A 17,313-nucleotide genomic window follows, 5' to 3' on the forward strand; every position below is an offset into this window, starting at 1 on the left:
CAATTGTTCACGAGGTTGTACCTTTCGGCAGCATAGCCTTTTGATTATAGTGTTATTATACGAACTAACTCAGCAAAAGAAAACACTTTTTTTCCTTAAATTTCAAATTGTTTTATTCGAAATGTAGGATGCATATCTGCAATTACTGTTTTTTATAAATCAAATCCAAGTTTATTGGCGTATGCAGAGAATTCTTTGTGAAACTTCTCGATATTTTTCTTGCCAGCAGCAATTTTGGCATTGGATTGTTTCAGGAGAGCACTGTTTACCGTTGTTTTGGAGACCGCTTTTTTAGCGAGTTGAAATCCTTCCAGCTGTGTGTAGCTACCTTTGATTAAGTTGGCATGGATTTTTTTCAGCTCTGCATTTTGCGGTTTAATAAGCTTCAGCTTGGATACATATTTGGTGTAGTTAGGAATCGCAGTGTTGGTCAGTTTCAGGTAAACGGACTTGCGATTGGATGATGTAATGTAAAATCCACCTCCCAAAGCATTAAAGGCTTTCTCCTCATATACCGACGCGGTATCCAACTGATCCAGGTAGTTGAGGAAATCTTCTTCTTCGACTGTAGGGATCGGTTCTTGTTCGGACGTGTCAACTTCTTCATAGTATTCGTCTTCCGAATATGTAGTGGTTGAGTCATCCGCAGCTGAGGCGTAGGACCCCGCAGGTGCGAATACCCCGCCAAGCAAGACAAAACTCATAATGATTGATAGTACCCATGATTTCTTCACGTGTTAATATCCCCTATCTATAGATGTGATTTTATTCCAATGGATAATCTAACATAGTGCGACAAGAAATTACAGGAATTGTTTTACAGTAAAACCCTTGGTTGAATGCATATGAATGAATAATGTTTCACCAGCAAAAAGGGCTTGCACTAGATGAAGCTAAAAGTAAGAAGAGAAATTGGTATGTTAAGTAAGAAAGAAAAAATTACATATACGGTTTATGTGGAATTGGATTATATCATTGATTTCAGAAGTGATATGGTTTGAAGTAGAATGAAAATTTTTTCCAAATAAATGCTTGTATAATGATTTCATCTCCATTACAATTCAGTTGATAATGAGATTCAATATCATTTATGAGAAAAAGGGAGACGGGTTACATCACATTGTGGCTGTTTACAACAAGTCCATCTACGTAGAAAGGTAAACCGGAAGATCTCGTTAAACAGGACATGGTCCAGAAGGTTTTCCAGATGGAGTGTGAGATTGCAGTCGGGTCCACTGTCCGGCACACCAACCATTATCCCGCATGGAAGGGGAAGGAAGCTGAATGGAGAACAGCGTTACACTCAGCTGGCCTGAGGATCTGAAGATGCAGATTTTGGCTGCGGAATATCGACTGACGAAGATCCCAAGAATTACTGTCCGACCTGTCTCAATTTAAACCATTAAGTATTTCTCTACGTGTTCCATGATTACTTCAATAAAGATTCGATGAATGATTCAAGCTATATCTCTATTTTTAACCCTCCTCGTCAACGCTTCTACGTTCAATGCAGATAACAGGAACAGGCAAACTCTTGGTTTCATCTGATTCAGAGATTGCCGCGTATGTTGTACCTGTTATTCGATGTAACAAAACCACGCCGACATAAACTTACTTCAAAATCAATCTTATTTTTCCTTAAAAGTTTATTATTGACAACAAAGAACAAATTGCCATAAAATAGATTTTATATGATATTGATAATCATTATCAATATCAATATCAATCACAATAAATATTGATGAACGTATGAGCGAGTACTTTCATTCGATCGAGGAGGATTTTCAGTGTTTCCGAAAGGGATTCATAATCTGCAAAACCGACTCATTATAAGCAAAGCGAGAGAAATGGGCATCACCTGTGAGCCACTTCTTGAGGGATGCGAAGATTTTCTGAAGCTGTCTGTAGGGGATAAAGAGATCATCATTAACAAGACCAGATCTCATCGTCTGCCGTTAATCGCTGGACTGCTCGCGAAGAACAAGCAGGCATGTAATATGTTGCTGCATGAACAGGGGATGCCTGTACCATCATTTATCGTGATCCCGGAGATGGGGAGCGAAGCAGTAGCTTTTCTGAAAAAATACGGCTCCATTGTAGTGAAACCACTGGATGCGAGCAGCAGCATGGGCGTGACGTTGGATGTGCGTACCGCAGATGAACTGGAGGCAGCCATTCGTCTTGCGAGTGTCCACGGCAGCAGCATTATGTTACAGCAATATGTGACCGGGATCGATTACAGAGTGCTGATTATCAACGGTGAAGTGGTGGCTGTGAACCAGTATCGACCTGTCTATGTCGAAGGAGACGGAACTTCAACCGTTCGGGCGTTAATTGAGCAGTTGAATCAGGATCGAATCGCGATGACGAACATTGGCGAGTATGAAGCGTTTCCCCAGGTGGATGCAGAAACGGAACGACTGCTGGAGGTATTGCATGCACAAGGGACAACTCTGGATGAAGTTCCTGCTGCTGGTGAAGAAATCGAGCTATATGATCTCCGTAACTCAGCCGCCGGAAAAATCAGTGAATTCTACAAGGATTGTACCGAAATCATTCATCCCGAGAATGCGCGAATGATCGTTCAGGCGGCCCAAACTCTTCAGATTGATGTAGCAGGGGTCGATGTTCGTTGTCGTGATATCCGCACGCCGATCTCCAGAGAAGAAGGGGGCATTCTGGAAGTGAACGCCTTGCCAGATCTGACACACCACGTCTTTCCCCATGGGGGGACAACTCGTGATGTGGTTCGGTTATATCTGGAATACTTGTGTCAGGAACAACTTGAATATAAGTCGTATAACTTATAACAACGGATAGATGACAATATATAACGGATATCAGATGACAGATACCATCATTTATAAATCGGAACTTACCATGATTTTGAACCAAGACACCTTGCCATATATGAATAGGGCAGAACAAGAATCACAGGCAGCAGTTAAGCCTGAATCGATGATAAGGAGCGTTAAAGGGCTATGTCAGTAGAAGTGCAGACGGAATATCTGAAGATGCAAAATGAGAAGGAATCCAATGCAAGATCGTACCCCAGACATTTCCCACTTGTCATTAGCAAGGCCCATGGGGTGAAGATTACGGATACGGAAGGCCGCGTATTCTACGATTGCCTGGCTGGTGCAGGAACATTGGCGCTAGGGCATAACCATGACACGGTGGTCAATGCCATTCGCGATGTCCTGGATCAGCAGATTCCGTTACATACACTGGATTTGGCAACACCGCTGAAGCTTGCATATATGCAAGAGCTATTCTCCATTCTTCCAGTAGAGATGCAGGGCAAGGCTAAAATTCAGTTTTGTGGTCCAACCGGAGCGGATGCCGTAGAAGCAGCCATTAAGCTGGTCAAACATGCAACAGGCGGCAAGTCCATTCTTGCCTTTCAGGGTGGTTATCACGGTTCGACCCAAGCGACGATGTCGATGAGTGGCAACCTGAGCAAGAAACAACATTTGCAAAGCCTGCTGCCGGATGTTCATTTCCTGCCTTTTCCTTATGAATACCGCTGCCCATTTGGTGTTGGTGAAGGCATGACGGCCCGGTTAAGCGCACAGTATATCGAGAACTTGCTCGATGATTGCGAGAGCGGTATTGCTGCACCGTGCGGAGTCATTGTGGAGACGGTGCAGGGCGAAGGCGGGGCGATTCCGGCAGACATTGAATGGCTGAAGGAGCTGCGCCGAATCACGGCAGAGCGAAGCATTCCGCTTATTATCGACGAAGTGCAGACAGGCATCGGACGCACAGGCCGTATGTTTTCATTTGAACATGCCGGAATTGTACCGGATGTAATCATCTGCTCCAAAGCGGTCGGCGGAAGTCTGCCCATGTCTGTCGTCATCTATAAGGAAGAGCTGGACCAATGGCAGCCTGGTGCACACACAGGAACGTTCCGTGGCAATCAGCTGGCCATGGCTGCGGGACTTGCCACACTTCGTTATATCCGGGAACAGAATGTTCTACACAACGTACATCTGCGCAGTGAGCAGTTCATGAATCAACTGAATGCATTGAAAGAGCGACACGCCGAGATTGGTGATGTGCGTGGCAGAGGGTTGATGATCGGCGTCGAGGTGGTTAATCCGGCAGGACGCAAGGATCGTCTGGGACATTATCTGCCTAATGGTGTACTTGCTGAGTCTATTCAACGTGAATGTTTCAAGAATGGATTAATTGTGGAACTGGGCGGGCGTCATTCAGCTGTTGTTCGTTTTCTGCCGCCACTGAATATTACGGAGCAAGAATCGGGCGCGATCCTGGCGATCTTTGAGAAATCGGTAGCTGAAGCGATTGCCTTAGCAACGGCTGCATGCTGAAGCTGTCCCTGATGAAGAGGCATGCCGTATTACTCGCGATTCTGCTCGGTGCTTTTTCGCTGGTACTAACCAACGGTGCATTCAACCTGCTGCTGCCTTATTTTGTGCAATATTATCAGATCTCTACGACAGCAGGAGGATGGATCATCGCGCTATACATGCTAGCCATGACGTTAACGATGCCGCTGGCTTCCTTAATCGTAGACCGATTGGGCCGTAAGCAGACGTATATGTTGGGCATCAGTATCTATGGACTGTTCTCGGTGGCAGGTGCGTTTTTTTATCACTCTATTGAAGTACTGTTGCTGGTTCGTTTCATGCATGGGGTTGCCGCGGGACTGATGATTCCGTTATCACTTGTGTTGCTGTTTGATGTATACGGACCAGAGGTGCGAGGACGAATTACAGGAGCGTGGGGCTTGCTGCTTATGCTGGCTCCGGCTGCTGGTCCAACGCTGGGTGGTTTTATCATTCAGTATGGACGGCTTGAAATGCTGTTCTGGCTCAATGTGCCACTGGCTATATTCTCGTTTATCGGCTGCGGTCGAGTCATTCAGACCTATATCCCTGCCCGCAGGAAAAAATGGCATGCGTCCAGTGTCATGTTGCTGATCTGCGCGGTAGGTGCCCTTAGTCTGGGAGTACAGTTGTACGCAAGTCCTGTCGTGGCAGTATGGGTACCTTGGCTGCTGATTGCGCTCGGTGTGGCGTTACTTATTCGTTTTGTCCAGACCGAGAACGGTCGCAAGGAACCACTGATACGTTACCAGTTGCTGCGACGTAATGCCTTCTTTCCGCTGACTGTATTGATCTCGACCATTCAGGATTGTGTCATGTTTGGTGTGATCTTTGCATTGCCATTATTGTTCCAGGATGTCTTCCACCTGTCACCAGCCTTGTCCGGTGCGTTGTTCATACCCTTGTCGATCTGCACAAGTCTGTTCATGTGGATCGGAGGCAGTCTGCTGGATCGCGGTCGGTCCATGCATTTTATCGCATGGGGCACGTTGCTGGTGTCGATATCAATCCTGTCATTTGCCGTTCTGCCCATGGCAGCATCGATCTGGATTATAGGCATGCTCATGGCGTGCCGTGGAATTGGCGTTGGTCTGTCAGGCATGAGTATCTCTGCAATTGGCCTGCAAGCATTACCGGATGAAGACATGCACGAAGGGTCGGTATTATCAACCACGATTGAGCGTCTGGCTTCTTCGTTTGCGGTGATGGGCATGACCCTGTATTACGATATGCGTTGGCAATGGCTTACCGGGGCAGGAACGTCCATGGAGATGGCAAAATGGGGAGCGCTCAAAGAGATCTGTATCGGACTTGGCTGCGCCATACTGCTTACACTTCCCCTGGTCTTACTTATAACCCGAAAGAAGGTTGGCATCATTGTTCGAGATGGAAAACAAGCTCCGGTCTGAGGCTGAGCAGCAGGCTCATGAACATTCGTGCAAGCTTCTGCTGAACTGTTACATCCGTGAGCTTGCGTTAGAGAAGGCAAACGATATTCGAATCAATCCGAATACGCTGACGTACACGGTTGCTTTTCCAGCCAGTGGGGTGACGGTGACAGGAGAACTATCCTATTACTCTGCGATGGGAGAGCATGAATATATCAGTATGGAATCTGGCGGAGAAGCGGTGCATGATCGCGACCTGGTTCGCTGGATCACATCTGAGCTAATTGGAGATGGGGAACAGGGAGCGAGTTCGGACCAACATGGAATGTTGAAGAGTACGGTGCAAATGAAGAGTTCACTTGAGGTGGAGAATGTACATCCATTGGGTGAGAATACGAATGGTGTCGAGGTGGCGTATGCCAGAGATTTTGCACAGAAGGTAGATAACAGCGTAGGTAACCTTACGTTGTATATCGAACAAGCAGCGGGTCTCGACATCAACGACTATCGCACATCGGAACAGTCTTTGTTGGTTGGTCATCCGTTTCACCCGTTCCCGAAGAATTCCAAAGGCTTCAGCGAGCAGGATGTTCAGAAGTACAGTCCGGAGCTGCGCACATCGTTTCAACTCTGTTATATCGCGGTGAGGCAGGATGTCTACGTGCAGGAATGGGTCGATGACGAGGCGGCAATGGATTTGCATGATCTCCTGCGGAGTCATATGGAGCCTATTTTAAAAGGAAAGAGTGAGATGTATGGGCTGCTTCCCGTCCATCCATGGCAATACGCATATATATCTCGGTTGTCCGAGGTACAGCACTATATTCGAGATGAAAAATTAATTCTGCTTGGCAGTGCGGGGCCAATCGTCTATCCGACTTCTTCGGTCCGTACGGTATATGTTCCCGAATGGAACTGCAATATCAAGCTGTCACTGAACATGCAGATTACCAACATGATTCGCACCAATAGTGCTGAGCAGATGCGTAGAACACTGGATGCCTCCAGATACGTCAGCCAGCATGACTGTTTCGGTGCTGAACCGCACACCCATATTGCGTATGAGACAGGCTTAGCGACATGTAACTTTGATGATGAAGAGTTAACCAGTCTGTTTACGATAGCTTATCGGCCCGTTGAGTTTGACGTCGAGAATACGTATGTCTTATCCAGTCTGGTTGAAGCACCGATTCCCGGGATGCGGTCGCGACTGATGACGATGCTGGGTGGTGGACGTGACATAGCTGAGCGCTGGCTGGATCGTTATCTGGCATGTTCTCTGCTGCCGATTGTACGGGCGGCGGGAGAGAAAGGCATTCACTTTGAAGCCCATTTGCAGAATACGCTTGTGACATTAAAGGATGGCATGCCTGTGGATTTTATCGTCCGCGATCTGGAAGGGGTCAGTGTGGATGAGGAACTTATCCGTGAGCAGGATTGTGCTGCGTCCGATTTATTATTTTATTCGCGAGAGAACGCCTGGGCGCGGACATCGTACTACTTTATCGTCAATCATCTGGGGTCTCTGATTCATGTCCTGGCGCGAGATGTGAACGTTCCGGAGGAGCATTATTGGAAGCAGGTACGCAAGGTACTTGAGGATGAACTGGAACGAACGGGCAATGCGTATGTGCAACATCTGCTGACTACGGAAGCATTCCTGGCCAAGCAAAATTTGGTGAGTTGTCTAAGGGGTATCAGTCAGACTCCAGCCTACGTGCCAGTGAGCAATGTAATGAAACGAATAGGGAGTGAAGTGCGTGGGAGTCGTGGGATACAGGGCTGAAGCAGGCGGCAGGACAGAAGCGATATACGTAAATGTACAGGAACGGATCATGCGTCAGACGTTGGAGGCGATGTGGTTCGAAGGCATTCTGGACAGTCATGTGAGTGGAAGCGAATGGCGAACCGAGGGACTTACAACTTCCGGCGATTCTGTGGTGTACACGTGTGAAGCCGAGCGGAAGTTTTCATTTGGCCGGGTGAAGGTGAAGAAGGGTTCGATTCAAAGGGAAGGCGTACCTTGCACCGATCTGGATCTGTTTTTGGAGGAAATCGTGCTGAATTCATTAAAGGGTGCGAATGTGACGGCTTTTATTCAGGAGCTGCTCGAAACGATGGCAAAAGACAGCCAGTGCCGGGCGATATTACCCTTGAACATTCCGCGTGAAGATCGGCATTATGATGCGCTCGAAAGTCACATGACCGACGGTCATCTGTATCACCCGAGTTATAAGTCGAGGTTGGGGTTTTCTCTGAAAGACAATCTGGCCTATGGGCCTGAGTTTAACTCTGAAGTTTCATTAGTCTGGGTGGCTGTGAAAAAAGAACTCGCTCAGACCGCTGTATCCGCGGGCTATAGTTCTGAAGAATTGGTAAGGCAGCATCTGACCGCAGAGGATGTACAGCAATTTCATCAGATGCTGCAACAACAAGGTAGAACGGGCATAGGTGAGACGGTCAACTTATATGTGGCGGGTGCCGATCAGTTGGGGAGCAGCACCGAAGTTCGTGAGGGCGTTGGAGAGACAAGCCAAGCGAAGCTTCATGGGGCAGTTCGTGAAAAAGGTGAAACAGTCCGTAGGCCGGGCAGAGAAGGCAGCAAAGTGGATGGGGAAATAGGAGGTTCTGACGCGGATGATCGATATGTGTTCATTCCGGTTCATCCGTGGCAGTGGGAGCACCAGTTGGAGTCGGTATATGCCCGTCAACTGATGGATGGAGATATTGTGTATCTTGGCCCATCGTCTTCGTCCTATCGTGCGCAGCAGTCGATCCGTTCGCTGTCGAACAGAGTGAACCCAGAAGCCCCTTATATCAAGCTGGCTCTCAGCATCACCAACACATCGAGCACACGTATACTGGCACAGCATACGACCCAGAACGCACCGCTGATCAGCGATTGGCTGGATAATCTCGTTCGTGAAGATGAGCTGTTGCAGCGGGCGCAGTTTGGCATTTTAAAAGAAATCATGGGACTGTCGTTCCGTTATGAGCAGTTGCCTGCAACGCAGTATGGACGGGCCTACGGCACACTCGGAGCCATCTGGCGGGAGAATGTATCGGTTCACCTGAAGCAAGGTGAGACGGCGTGGCCGCTGAATGCGCTGATGTTGGTACAAGCGGATGGTGTTCCATTTATCCAGGATGCTGTAGAACGACATGGCGTGGAAAAGTGGAGCGAGGCCCTCGTTCGCACGGTTACACTGCCGATTATCCATCTGCTCTATGCACACGGGATTGCACTGGAATCTCATGCTCAGAATATCATTTTGGTACTGGAAGACGATCTCCCGAAACGGATTATTATCAAGGATCTGCATGATGGTGTTCGCTATGTACCGGATCAACTGTTACACCCGCAACAGGCACCGAAGCTGAACCCCGAGCCGGAAACTCATCGCAAGTTCAATCGGTATTCCTTCATCTATGCGGGAGATGTGTCGGAAGTCCGTGACTATACGTATGATGCATTCTTCTTTATCTGTATGACGGATATTGCGTTGGCCTTTGAGAAGTTTGGATTGTCAGAGCAGTCATTCTGGCAGCTGTGCGGAGGTGTAATTGTGAATTATCAGAAGCAGCACCCGGAATACGCAGAGCGGTTTGTTGCATTTGACCTTTTTGCCGAAGATGCACTGATCGAAGAGATGACCAAGCGCCGTCTGTATGGGGATGGGGAGTTGTATTTCCGTAAGGCGAGCAATCCGCTCAAGGTATCGAAGGATGCACTGGAATCACTGGGAACGCCTGTATTAAAGGGAATCGTCGAATGAGAGTTAACACGCTGAAGGAAAAGATTGCACGCAAACAACCTGTGTATGGTCTTTTTGTATCCATACCGCATCCAATCATCATTGAGATGATCGGGCATGCGGAATATGACTTTGTCATCATTGATCTGGAACATGCCGCAACATCCATGGAGTCGGTAGAGGAATTGATCCGGGCGGCGGAACTGGTCGGCCTAACTCCATTGGTACGTATCTCGAAGGTAGAGCGAGCGGAGATTCTTAAAGTGCTGGACTGTGGCGCCCAGGGCATCGTTATTCCGCATGTCGAGCAGTTGGAGCAGGTGGAAGAAGCGGCTCGATACGCCTACTATCATCCGGTTGGCATGCGGAGTCTGAATAGTGGTCGTCCTGGGGTATTTGGGAAATATCCTCTCAAGGGATACATTGGGGAAGCGAACGAACAAGTGATGATTGTCCCCATGATTGAAAGTGCAGAGGGCGTTCGGCAAAGTGCACAGATTCTGTCTCACCCTCGGGTGAGTTTTGTATTGGAAGGTGCGGCGGATCTGTCGCAATCCCTCGGCGTGCCATGGCAGACCGAGCACCCGGATGTGAGACGTGCGCTGGATGAATTGCATGCTACCGCGCAGCAGCGCGAAGTACCTTATGCTACGGTCACGAGAGGCATGGAAGACATGGCACTCTGGGCTGAGCGGGGAGTACATATATACGTTCTGGGTGATGATCGGAATACGGCGTTTCGGGCGTATGCCCAAAAACGGAATGACTACAGGAATGCGGGTGGGCAGATATGAAACCAAGTGTATGGCAGGCGATCGATGAACTTCAACGAGGGATGGAAGACCCGATATGTGCGTATATCTATGATCTGGCTGGCATTCAGGAACAGGTACGTCAGATGCTGGGCAGAATGCCCGAAAACACACAGTTGTTCTATGCGATCAAGGCGAATCCAGATCCACGCATCATTGAGGCGTTGCTTCCATTGGTAAAGGGCTTTGAAGTGGCTTCCATTGGAGAGTTGCTCAAAGTTAGAGCTGTAAGTCGAGAGGTTCCGATTCTGTTTGGAGGTCCGGGTAAAAAGGAGAGCGAACTGCGGCTGGCCATTGAGCATGGCGTGAGTTATATCCATGTGGAAAGTCTGCTGGAGCTGAGGCGCATCATTGCGATTGCGAGGGTGCGAGCGATGGATCAGGAGCAGGCGCAGGGGAGCAGGCAGAAGCAAGATTGGGAGCAGAAACCGGAGCAGAGATATACGCAGGAGTACGGCAAGGAACCGATTCAAGGACAGCAAAAACAGCAAAAACAGGATCAAGAACAGAAGCAAGAACATGCGCCCCAACAGAAGCAAGCGCAGGAAGTGCACGTGCTTCTCCGAATTAATCTGCGAAGCAGTACGTTACCCCGGACGAAGATTGTCATGGGCGGCGGGCCAAGTCCTTTTGGCATCGATGAAGAGGCAGTGGAAGAAGCCATCGAACTTATTCGTGTGGAAGGCGCGGGTATTGTTCGGTTGAGCGGGTTCCATTTTCACTCTTTGTCCAACAATATGGACGCCAGACTGCACGCCGAGATGATTGAGCTGTATTTGCAAAAGGTAGAGCAGTGGCAGCAAGAGTATGATCTTCCTGTGGAAGTGGTGAATGCAGGAGGCGGATTCGGCGTGACTTACGATGGCAGCCCCGGATTCGACTGGCCTTTATTCACTTCTCTGCTGGAGCAAAGTGAAGCCAGACAACGCCTTGTTTCACGCGGAGGCGAGTTGTATTTTGAATCCGGTCGACTGCTTGTGGCAGACCACGGGTATTATGCCGCAGAGGTTACGGATATCAAAACTTCTCATGATCAGCATTTTGCTGTGTTAAGGGGAGGTACGCATCATCATCGTCTGCCTGCTTCATGGGGACATAACCACCCGTTTCAGATTATGGCGACGGACCGCTGGAAGCATTCATTTGCCCGTCCAGAGGTAAGGGATGGTCGAGTCCATATCGTAGGTGAGCTGTGTACACCCAAGGATCGCATGCATTCTGATGCGGAGGTAGCACTACTGCGGGTGGGAGACATTGTTTTGTTTGAAAAGTCCGGGGCTTATTGCTGGACCATCTCGCATCATGATTTTCTGGGGCATCCGCACCCGGCATTCCATTATCTAACGGAGGACAATAATCATGTCAACACTGATGAAGCGTTCCAGTCTGCAAGCCGCTGAACGCCGGATTATGGCGGATCTGATGAATTCATTTTTGGCCGAGCAATTACTCCCACTGGAGGATCACCCATTCATTGATTTTGCCGCAGCACCTGCACCATTCAGACGATTGTATAAGGAATATGACGGCGAAGAGCAGATACAGAACGGTGTTTTTGACATCAGATTGCATACGCAAGGTGTACTGTGTCTGATTGAAACAGGAGTGAGACAAGCGATTCAGTGGGTTCAGGGTTCAGCAATATATGAGGAGAAACCAGATGGAAGCTGGGTTCTCCTTGATTCTGCGGCAGAGGTTGGTCGTGCGGTGTTACAGAGGGCTTTGTTAGATGAAGACTATAGGCAACCCGGAGTGGCGGAATTCTTGGCTGGTTTGGATATTGCTGTCGAGCAGTATGCTCTGGGCTGGGAACAAGTCCAGTATCTGTACGCCAACGTTCCGGTGTCTGCTTATGAGTGGTTTATCAAAGGTGAGCGTGTTGCTGCATTGCGGGATCGTCCATTCCACCCATCGTCCAAAGCCAAGGTGGGATTCAACGCAGAAGATGTAACACAGTATGCAGCGGAATTCGGGAAGGCGATTCCGTTGCGCTGGGTGGCTATACGGCTGGATGCCGTGCAGCAAGGTTGCGAAGATGGGTTGTCCATTTTGGATGTGTTAGACCCTGTTCAGCGCGGGATGGTGGAAGCCGAGTTTGCCCGAAAAGGGATCACGCTCTACGAATATCTGCCCATGCCTGTTCATCCGTGGCAATTACAGCATGTGATCCTGCCTCGCTTCACTAGAGAGATTGAAGAGGGCAGCATTGTTGTATTGGATATTGAAGCGGGCGACGTACAGGCCACATCCTCTCTGCGCTCGATGGCCCCATCAACCGAATCTAATCTGATGCTCAAACTACCCGTTAGTGTGCTGTCGCTGGGGGCTGCTCGTTATCTGCCAGTAGTCAAACTGTTAAATGGTCTTGCTGGAGAACAGATGTTAAGACAGGCCGTTGCTTGTGACGAGACGTTGAAGGACAAGGTATATATGTGTGAAGAGCAGAACTGGTGGGGGTTCATGCCCGAATCCATGGGATTGTTCGACGATCATCCCCGGCATCTGGCTGCACAGATTCGTGTGTATCCTCCTGAATTGTTGGATGAATCCTACAAAGTCATCCCTATGGCTGCGCTGGGTGTGAATCTGGATGGACATCATCTATTAACGGAGATTCTGGGAGATGACCTTAGCAGTACGGACGTGGTGGAATTCTATAAGAGTATAGCTACGACGTTCTATGATATCGTGATGCGTCTGTTCAAGGTGGGTGTTGTACCTGAGATTCATGGTCAGAACTGCTGTCTGGTGTTACGGGATAATCAGGTAAAAGGTCTATTGTTCCGCGATCATGATTCCGTGCGTCTGCATCAGCCTTATCTGGACAAACATGGCATTGCAGACCCTGCCTATCATATTCGACCTGGCTACTCGAACAGTCTGTATAACGAGACGATCCAGAAGCTGATCTTTTATGTTCAGTCGCTCGGGACGCAGGTGAATCTGGCTGCGATCATGGAGGCACTGAGCGAGGTGTATCACATCCCGGAAACGAAGTTATGGGAGATCACGGAGCAGGCTTGGAAGGAAGCGCTGGCACAGGTGCAGCTTCCTGAATTCGACCGGGCCGCGCTCGCTCATGCGATATTCGAGAGCAAGGAGTGGCCCGTGAAGTTGGTTGTCCGTCCGCTGCTTGAAGCAGACGGAGTGCCTGGCGCGATGCCATCGGGCAAAGGCATAGGGTGGAACCCTTTTTATAAGGGGTAGATCTGGAACAGAGAAGGTGACCCGTTTGACGGGTTGCCTTTTTGGCTTATTGTCATTGGGAGTTGAAATGCTTGGAGGGGGAAAACGTTCAACAATCTGGCTAAAAAAACTTATGAAATGGGGGTACAGGAAAGAGACTGATGGTATAATCGGGTTATGTGTTATAGTCATAGTTGTGTATTACCGAAAAGGTTTTCGTAAAAATCGATATTTATTGTTGTAACCGTAATCATAATTTACTTCAAGAAAGTGAGAATCTACCATGAATCAGAAGAGGCTTTTTAATGATGGATGGCAATTTGTGAAAAGTAAGCTGGACGTTACGGAACCTGCGGGTCTGGTGTATGAACCTGTGGAGCTTCCCCATGATTGGCTGATATATAATACGCTTGAACTGTATGAAGACAGCATTGGATGGTACCGTAAGACGTTCCATTACACGAAGGATGAGCAGCAGCTTTTGCTCTGTTTTGATGGCGTATACATGGACTCTTCCGTGTATGTGAACGGACAGCTCGTTGGGGAGTGGAAGTATGGCTATTCTGCTTTTGAACATGAGATCACAAATGCACTGGTGGAAGGCGAGAATGAAATTCTAGTCAAAGTGGTGCATCAGAGCCCGAACAGCAGATGGTATTCCGGGGCTGGAATCTATCGCAACGTGTGGCTGAAGACAAGAGATCGCAACCATATTGTTACGGATGGAACGTATGTATCTATCAAGCAACAACCGGGTGGCTGGCAGGTGGAAGTGGATACGGAGCTGAGCCTAGAACAGAATCAGCAGTCAGAGTTGGTGCATACGATCCGGTATGAAGGTCAGGTGGTGGCATCCAGCCAAGCGAATGTTACGGCTTTGGTGGGTGAGAATGCGGTGGTATCGGCAGATAGCCAACAGATCATTGTGGAGAATCCAAACCTGTGGAGCCCAGATGCACCGCATCTGTATGAGCTGGTCACCGAACTGAAACTGATCTCGGAAGATCAGAGCGAAGAGATCATTGAGACGGTATCCCAACGTATTGGATTCAAGGACGTTAAGCTGGATCCGAGTGAAGGTTTCTATCTGAACGGGGTCCACACGAAGATGAACGGTGTGTGTGAACACCATGATCTCGGGGCGTTGGGTGCTGCTTTTAACCTGACGGCATTGCGTAGAAGATTCATCCTGCTGAAAGAGATGGGCGTTAATGCCATTCGAACTGCGCATAATATGCCAGCCAAAGAATTCATGGAACTTGCGGACGAGATGGGTATGCTCGTGGTATCTGAAGCCTTCGATATGTGGGAACGGGCCAAAACGCCATATGACTATGCGAGGTTCTTCCCGGAGTGGGCGCATACGGACGTGAAGAGCTGGGTGAAGCGCGACCGTAACCATGTCAGTCTGATCATGTGGAGTATCGGGAATGAAATCTATGATACCCATGCGGATGAGCGCGGCCAGGAAGTGACTCGGATGCTGATGGATTATGTGCTGGAATTTGATCCAAAGGGCAATGCGGGCGTGACCATTGGTTCCAACTACATGCCATGGGAAAATGCTCAAAAATGTGCGGATATCGTGAAGCTGGCTGGCTACAACTACGCGGAAAAGTACTACGACCAACATCATGCAGAACATCCGGACTGGATTATCTATGGCAGTGAGACCTCATCAGTGGTGCAAAGTCGGGGCATCTATCACTTCCCGTTCGAACAGCCGATCCTGGCTGATGATGACGAGCAGTGCTCGGCGCTTGGGAACAGCACGACAAGCTGGGGCGCGAAGTCGGCTGAATATTGCATTTTGGCTGAGCGGGATCGTCCGTATTCATTGGGCCAATTCCTATGGACTGGATTCGACTATATTGGCGAACCGACACCGTATCATACGAAAAATTCGTATTTTGGACAACTGGACACGGCAACGTTCCCGAAAGACGCATATTACATCTATCAGGCAGCATGGACCGATTATAAGAAAAATCCGATGGTTCACCTGTTCCCTTATTGGGATTTCAACCCGGGTCAGATCATTGATGTACGCGTGTGCAGCAACGCGCCGAAGATTGAGCTGCAACTCAACGGTAAGACGATTGGCACCTACGACATCGATCACGCCCATGGAACACAGCTATCCGGCTGGTGGAAAGTCCCTTATGAAGAGGGTGAGCTGAAGGCAATCGCTTATGATGAGAACGGTGTTGTGATTGCAACCGATGTACAACGCTCCTTTACGAATGCGAAGAAGATTCGTCTGCAGGCGGATCGGGAGCAATTACAGGCGAGCGGCACAGATCTCATTTTCGTGGAAATTACGGTGGAAGACGAAGCGGGTAATCCGGTGCACAATGCGAACAACCGCGTGCAGGTTCAGGTGTCTGGTGCAGGGCGATTACTGGGTCTGGATAATGGAGACAGCACGGACTACGATCCATACAAAGGGCTCAGCAGAAGGTTGTTTAGTGGCAAACTGATGGCCATTATCGGGGCAACGGATGAGGCTGGAACGGTACGGATCGAAGTATCTTCGGAAGGGTTGGAAGGTGCCACCGCTGAGTATGAAGTTCAGGTTGTGGATGTGACGGATGTCGATGGTCAGCAACAAGTGCAACCAGTTTTCATGGTCAATGAAGAACGTCCGGTGCTGACAGGTAACGCTCAGGAGATTCCTTTGCGGAAAATCGAGATCATCAGCGAATCAGGACAGCTTCTCGATCCGTCCAACCCGGAGCTGGTCGTAACCGTCAAGCTGTATCCGGAGAACACGTCCTATCGGGACATCGAGTGGGCTGCTGTGAATGATGGGGGCATCGAATCCAACATTGCCAAGGTGGAAGTCCTTCCTGCGGGAACGGATGGCAATGGAGAGAATCAACATACGGTGAAAGTATCCGCGATTGGTGACGGGGCGTTCCGACTTCGCGCTACCAGTACAAATGGTACGGATAAAACAAAACTCATCTCCCAGCTGGAATTCAAGGCGGAGGGTCTAGGAACAGCATACAAAGATCCATACGGCTTCATCACGGGCGGATTGTATGATTACACCAAAGGTGAGGTTGGTAACGGGAATGAACGCGGTGTAGCAACAAGTCGGGACGGGGAGACCCATGTGGGCTTCCGCAATATCGACTTTGGACCCTATGGTTCCGATACGATCACCATTCCGATCTTTGCATTATCGAGTGAAGAGTACTTCATTCAGATCTGGGAAGGCATGCCGGATGAAGAGGGAAGTACGATGATCGCGGATGTGGTGTATGACAAAGAGTCCATCTGGAATGTGTATCAGGAAGAGACCTACCAATTGTCCAAGCGCCTTAGCGGGATAACGTCGATCTGTTTTGTACTGAAACAGAAGATTCATATTAAAGGATTTTCCTTCGAACGTCAGAGTCGTGCTTTTGAACAGAACGTTGCTACATCCTGTGATCACCTCTACGGAGATACGTTCAAAATTGAGGGTGATCGTGTTGAAGGTATCGGGAACAACGTGTCGCTGGAGTTTGAAAACATGGACTTTATGGCAGAAGGCACATCCAAGCTCGTGATCTATGGTCATTCACCAATAGATAAGAATACGATTCATATCCGCTTCGCAGGTGAGGATGGACAGAGTAACCAGCTGGTTGAGTTCACACAATCCGAAGGATATGAGGAGCGGGTGTTTGAGCTTGAACGTGTGACAGGTGTGCAAAAGGTAATCTTTATCTTCTTGCCGGGAAGTCAGTTTGACTTCAACTGGTTCCGTTTCGAGAAGTAAGTATGATGTAAATATAAAACCCCTTCAAGCAGGCATCAGTCCATGGGA

At 48.9% G+C, this 17,313-nt stretch carries 10 protein-coding genes; 9 read left to right on the forward strand and 1 reads right to left on the reverse strand.

Annotated elements, in window-relative coordinates; all coding sequences use genetic code 11:
• Window positions 1–152 precede the first annotated feature (152 nt).
• On the reverse strand, window positions 153–734 hold the full coding sequence (locus tag ACETMN_RS05095) for a hypothetical protein (RefSeq protein ID WP_091015876.1): 582 nt from the start codon (window positions 732–734) through the stop codon (window positions 153–155).
• Between the two features lie 1,053 nt (window positions 735–1,787).
• Between ACETMN_RS05095 and ACETMN_RS05100 the strand changes: the two genes are divergently transcribed.
• The 9 genes from ACETMN_RS05100 (at window position 1,788) to ACETMN_RS05140 (ending at window position 17,265) form a co-directional block, all read left to right on the forward strand.
• A complete protein-coding gene (locus tag ACETMN_RS05100) occupies window positions 1,788–2,810 on the forward strand; it encodes a hypothetical protein (RefSeq protein WP_091015875.1) in 1,023 nt (340 codons plus the stop codon).
• 171 nt (window positions 2,811–2,981) lie between these two features.
• Window positions 2,982–4,337, forward strand: coding sequence for a diaminobutyrate--2-oxoglutarate transaminase (locus ACETMN_RS05105; protein ID WP_091015873.1), 1,356 nt, complete (start codon window positions 2,982–2,984; stop codon window positions 4,335–4,337).
• A complete protein-coding gene (locus ACETMN_RS05110) occupies window positions 4,331–5,764 on the forward strand; it encodes an MFS transporter (protein WP_411735847.1) in 1,434 nt (477 codons plus the stop codon). The genes ACETMN_RS05105 and ACETMN_RS05110 overlap by 7 nt, the downstream gene beginning before the upstream one ends.
• Window positions 5,742–7,529, forward strand: coding sequence for an IucA/IucC family protein (locus ACETMN_RS05115; protein WP_256975129.1), 1,788 nt, complete (start codon window positions 5,742–5,744; stop codon window positions 7,527–7,529). Before ACETMN_RS05110 ends, ACETMN_RS05115 begins: the two co-directional genes overlap by 23 nt.
• Window positions 7,504–9,519, forward strand: coding sequence for an IucA/IucC family protein (locus ACETMN_RS05120; protein WP_091015870.1), 2,016 nt, complete (start codon window positions 7,504–7,506; stop codon window positions 9,517–9,519). Before ACETMN_RS05115 ends, ACETMN_RS05120 begins: the two co-directional genes overlap by 26 nt.
• Window positions 9,516–10,292, forward strand: coding sequence for an HpcH/HpaI aldolase family protein (locus tag ACETMN_RS05125; protein ID WP_091015868.1), 777 nt, complete (start codon window positions 9,516–9,518; stop codon window positions 10,290–10,292). The genes ACETMN_RS05120 and ACETMN_RS05125 overlap by 4 nt, the downstream gene beginning before the upstream one ends.
• Complete coding sequence (locus ACETMN_RS05130; RefSeq protein WP_179198496.1) at window positions 10,289–11,710, forward strand: type III PLP-dependent enzyme; 1,422 nt, start codon at window positions 10,289–10,291, stop codon at window positions 11,708–11,710. Before ACETMN_RS05125 ends, ACETMN_RS05130 begins: the two co-directional genes overlap by 4 nt.
• Window positions 11,670–13,517 carry an IucA/IucC family protein gene (locus ACETMN_RS05135; RefSeq protein WP_411735848.1) on the forward strand — a complete coding sequence of 616 codons (1,848 nt, stop codon included), beginning with the start codon at window positions 11,670–11,672 and terminating at the stop codon, window positions 13,515–13,517. The genes ACETMN_RS05130 and ACETMN_RS05135 overlap by 41 nt, the downstream gene beginning before the upstream one ends.
• Before the next feature lie 262 nt (window positions 13,518–13,779).
• Window positions 13,780–17,265 (forward strand): glycoside hydrolase family 2 TIM barrel-domain containing protein, encoded by a 3,486-nt coding sequence (locus ACETMN_RS05140; protein WP_411735849.1) that lies wholly within the window; start codon window positions 13,780–13,782, stop codon window positions 17,263–17,265.
• Window positions 17,266–17,313 lie beyond the last annotated feature (48 nt).

The sequence above is a fragment of the Paenibacillus sp. M2 genome (assembly GCF_046713495.1).
In the GTDB taxonomy this organism is placed as follows: Bacteria; Bacillota; Bacilli; order Paenibacillales; family Paenibacillaceae; genus Paenibacillus; species Paenibacillus amylolyticus_B.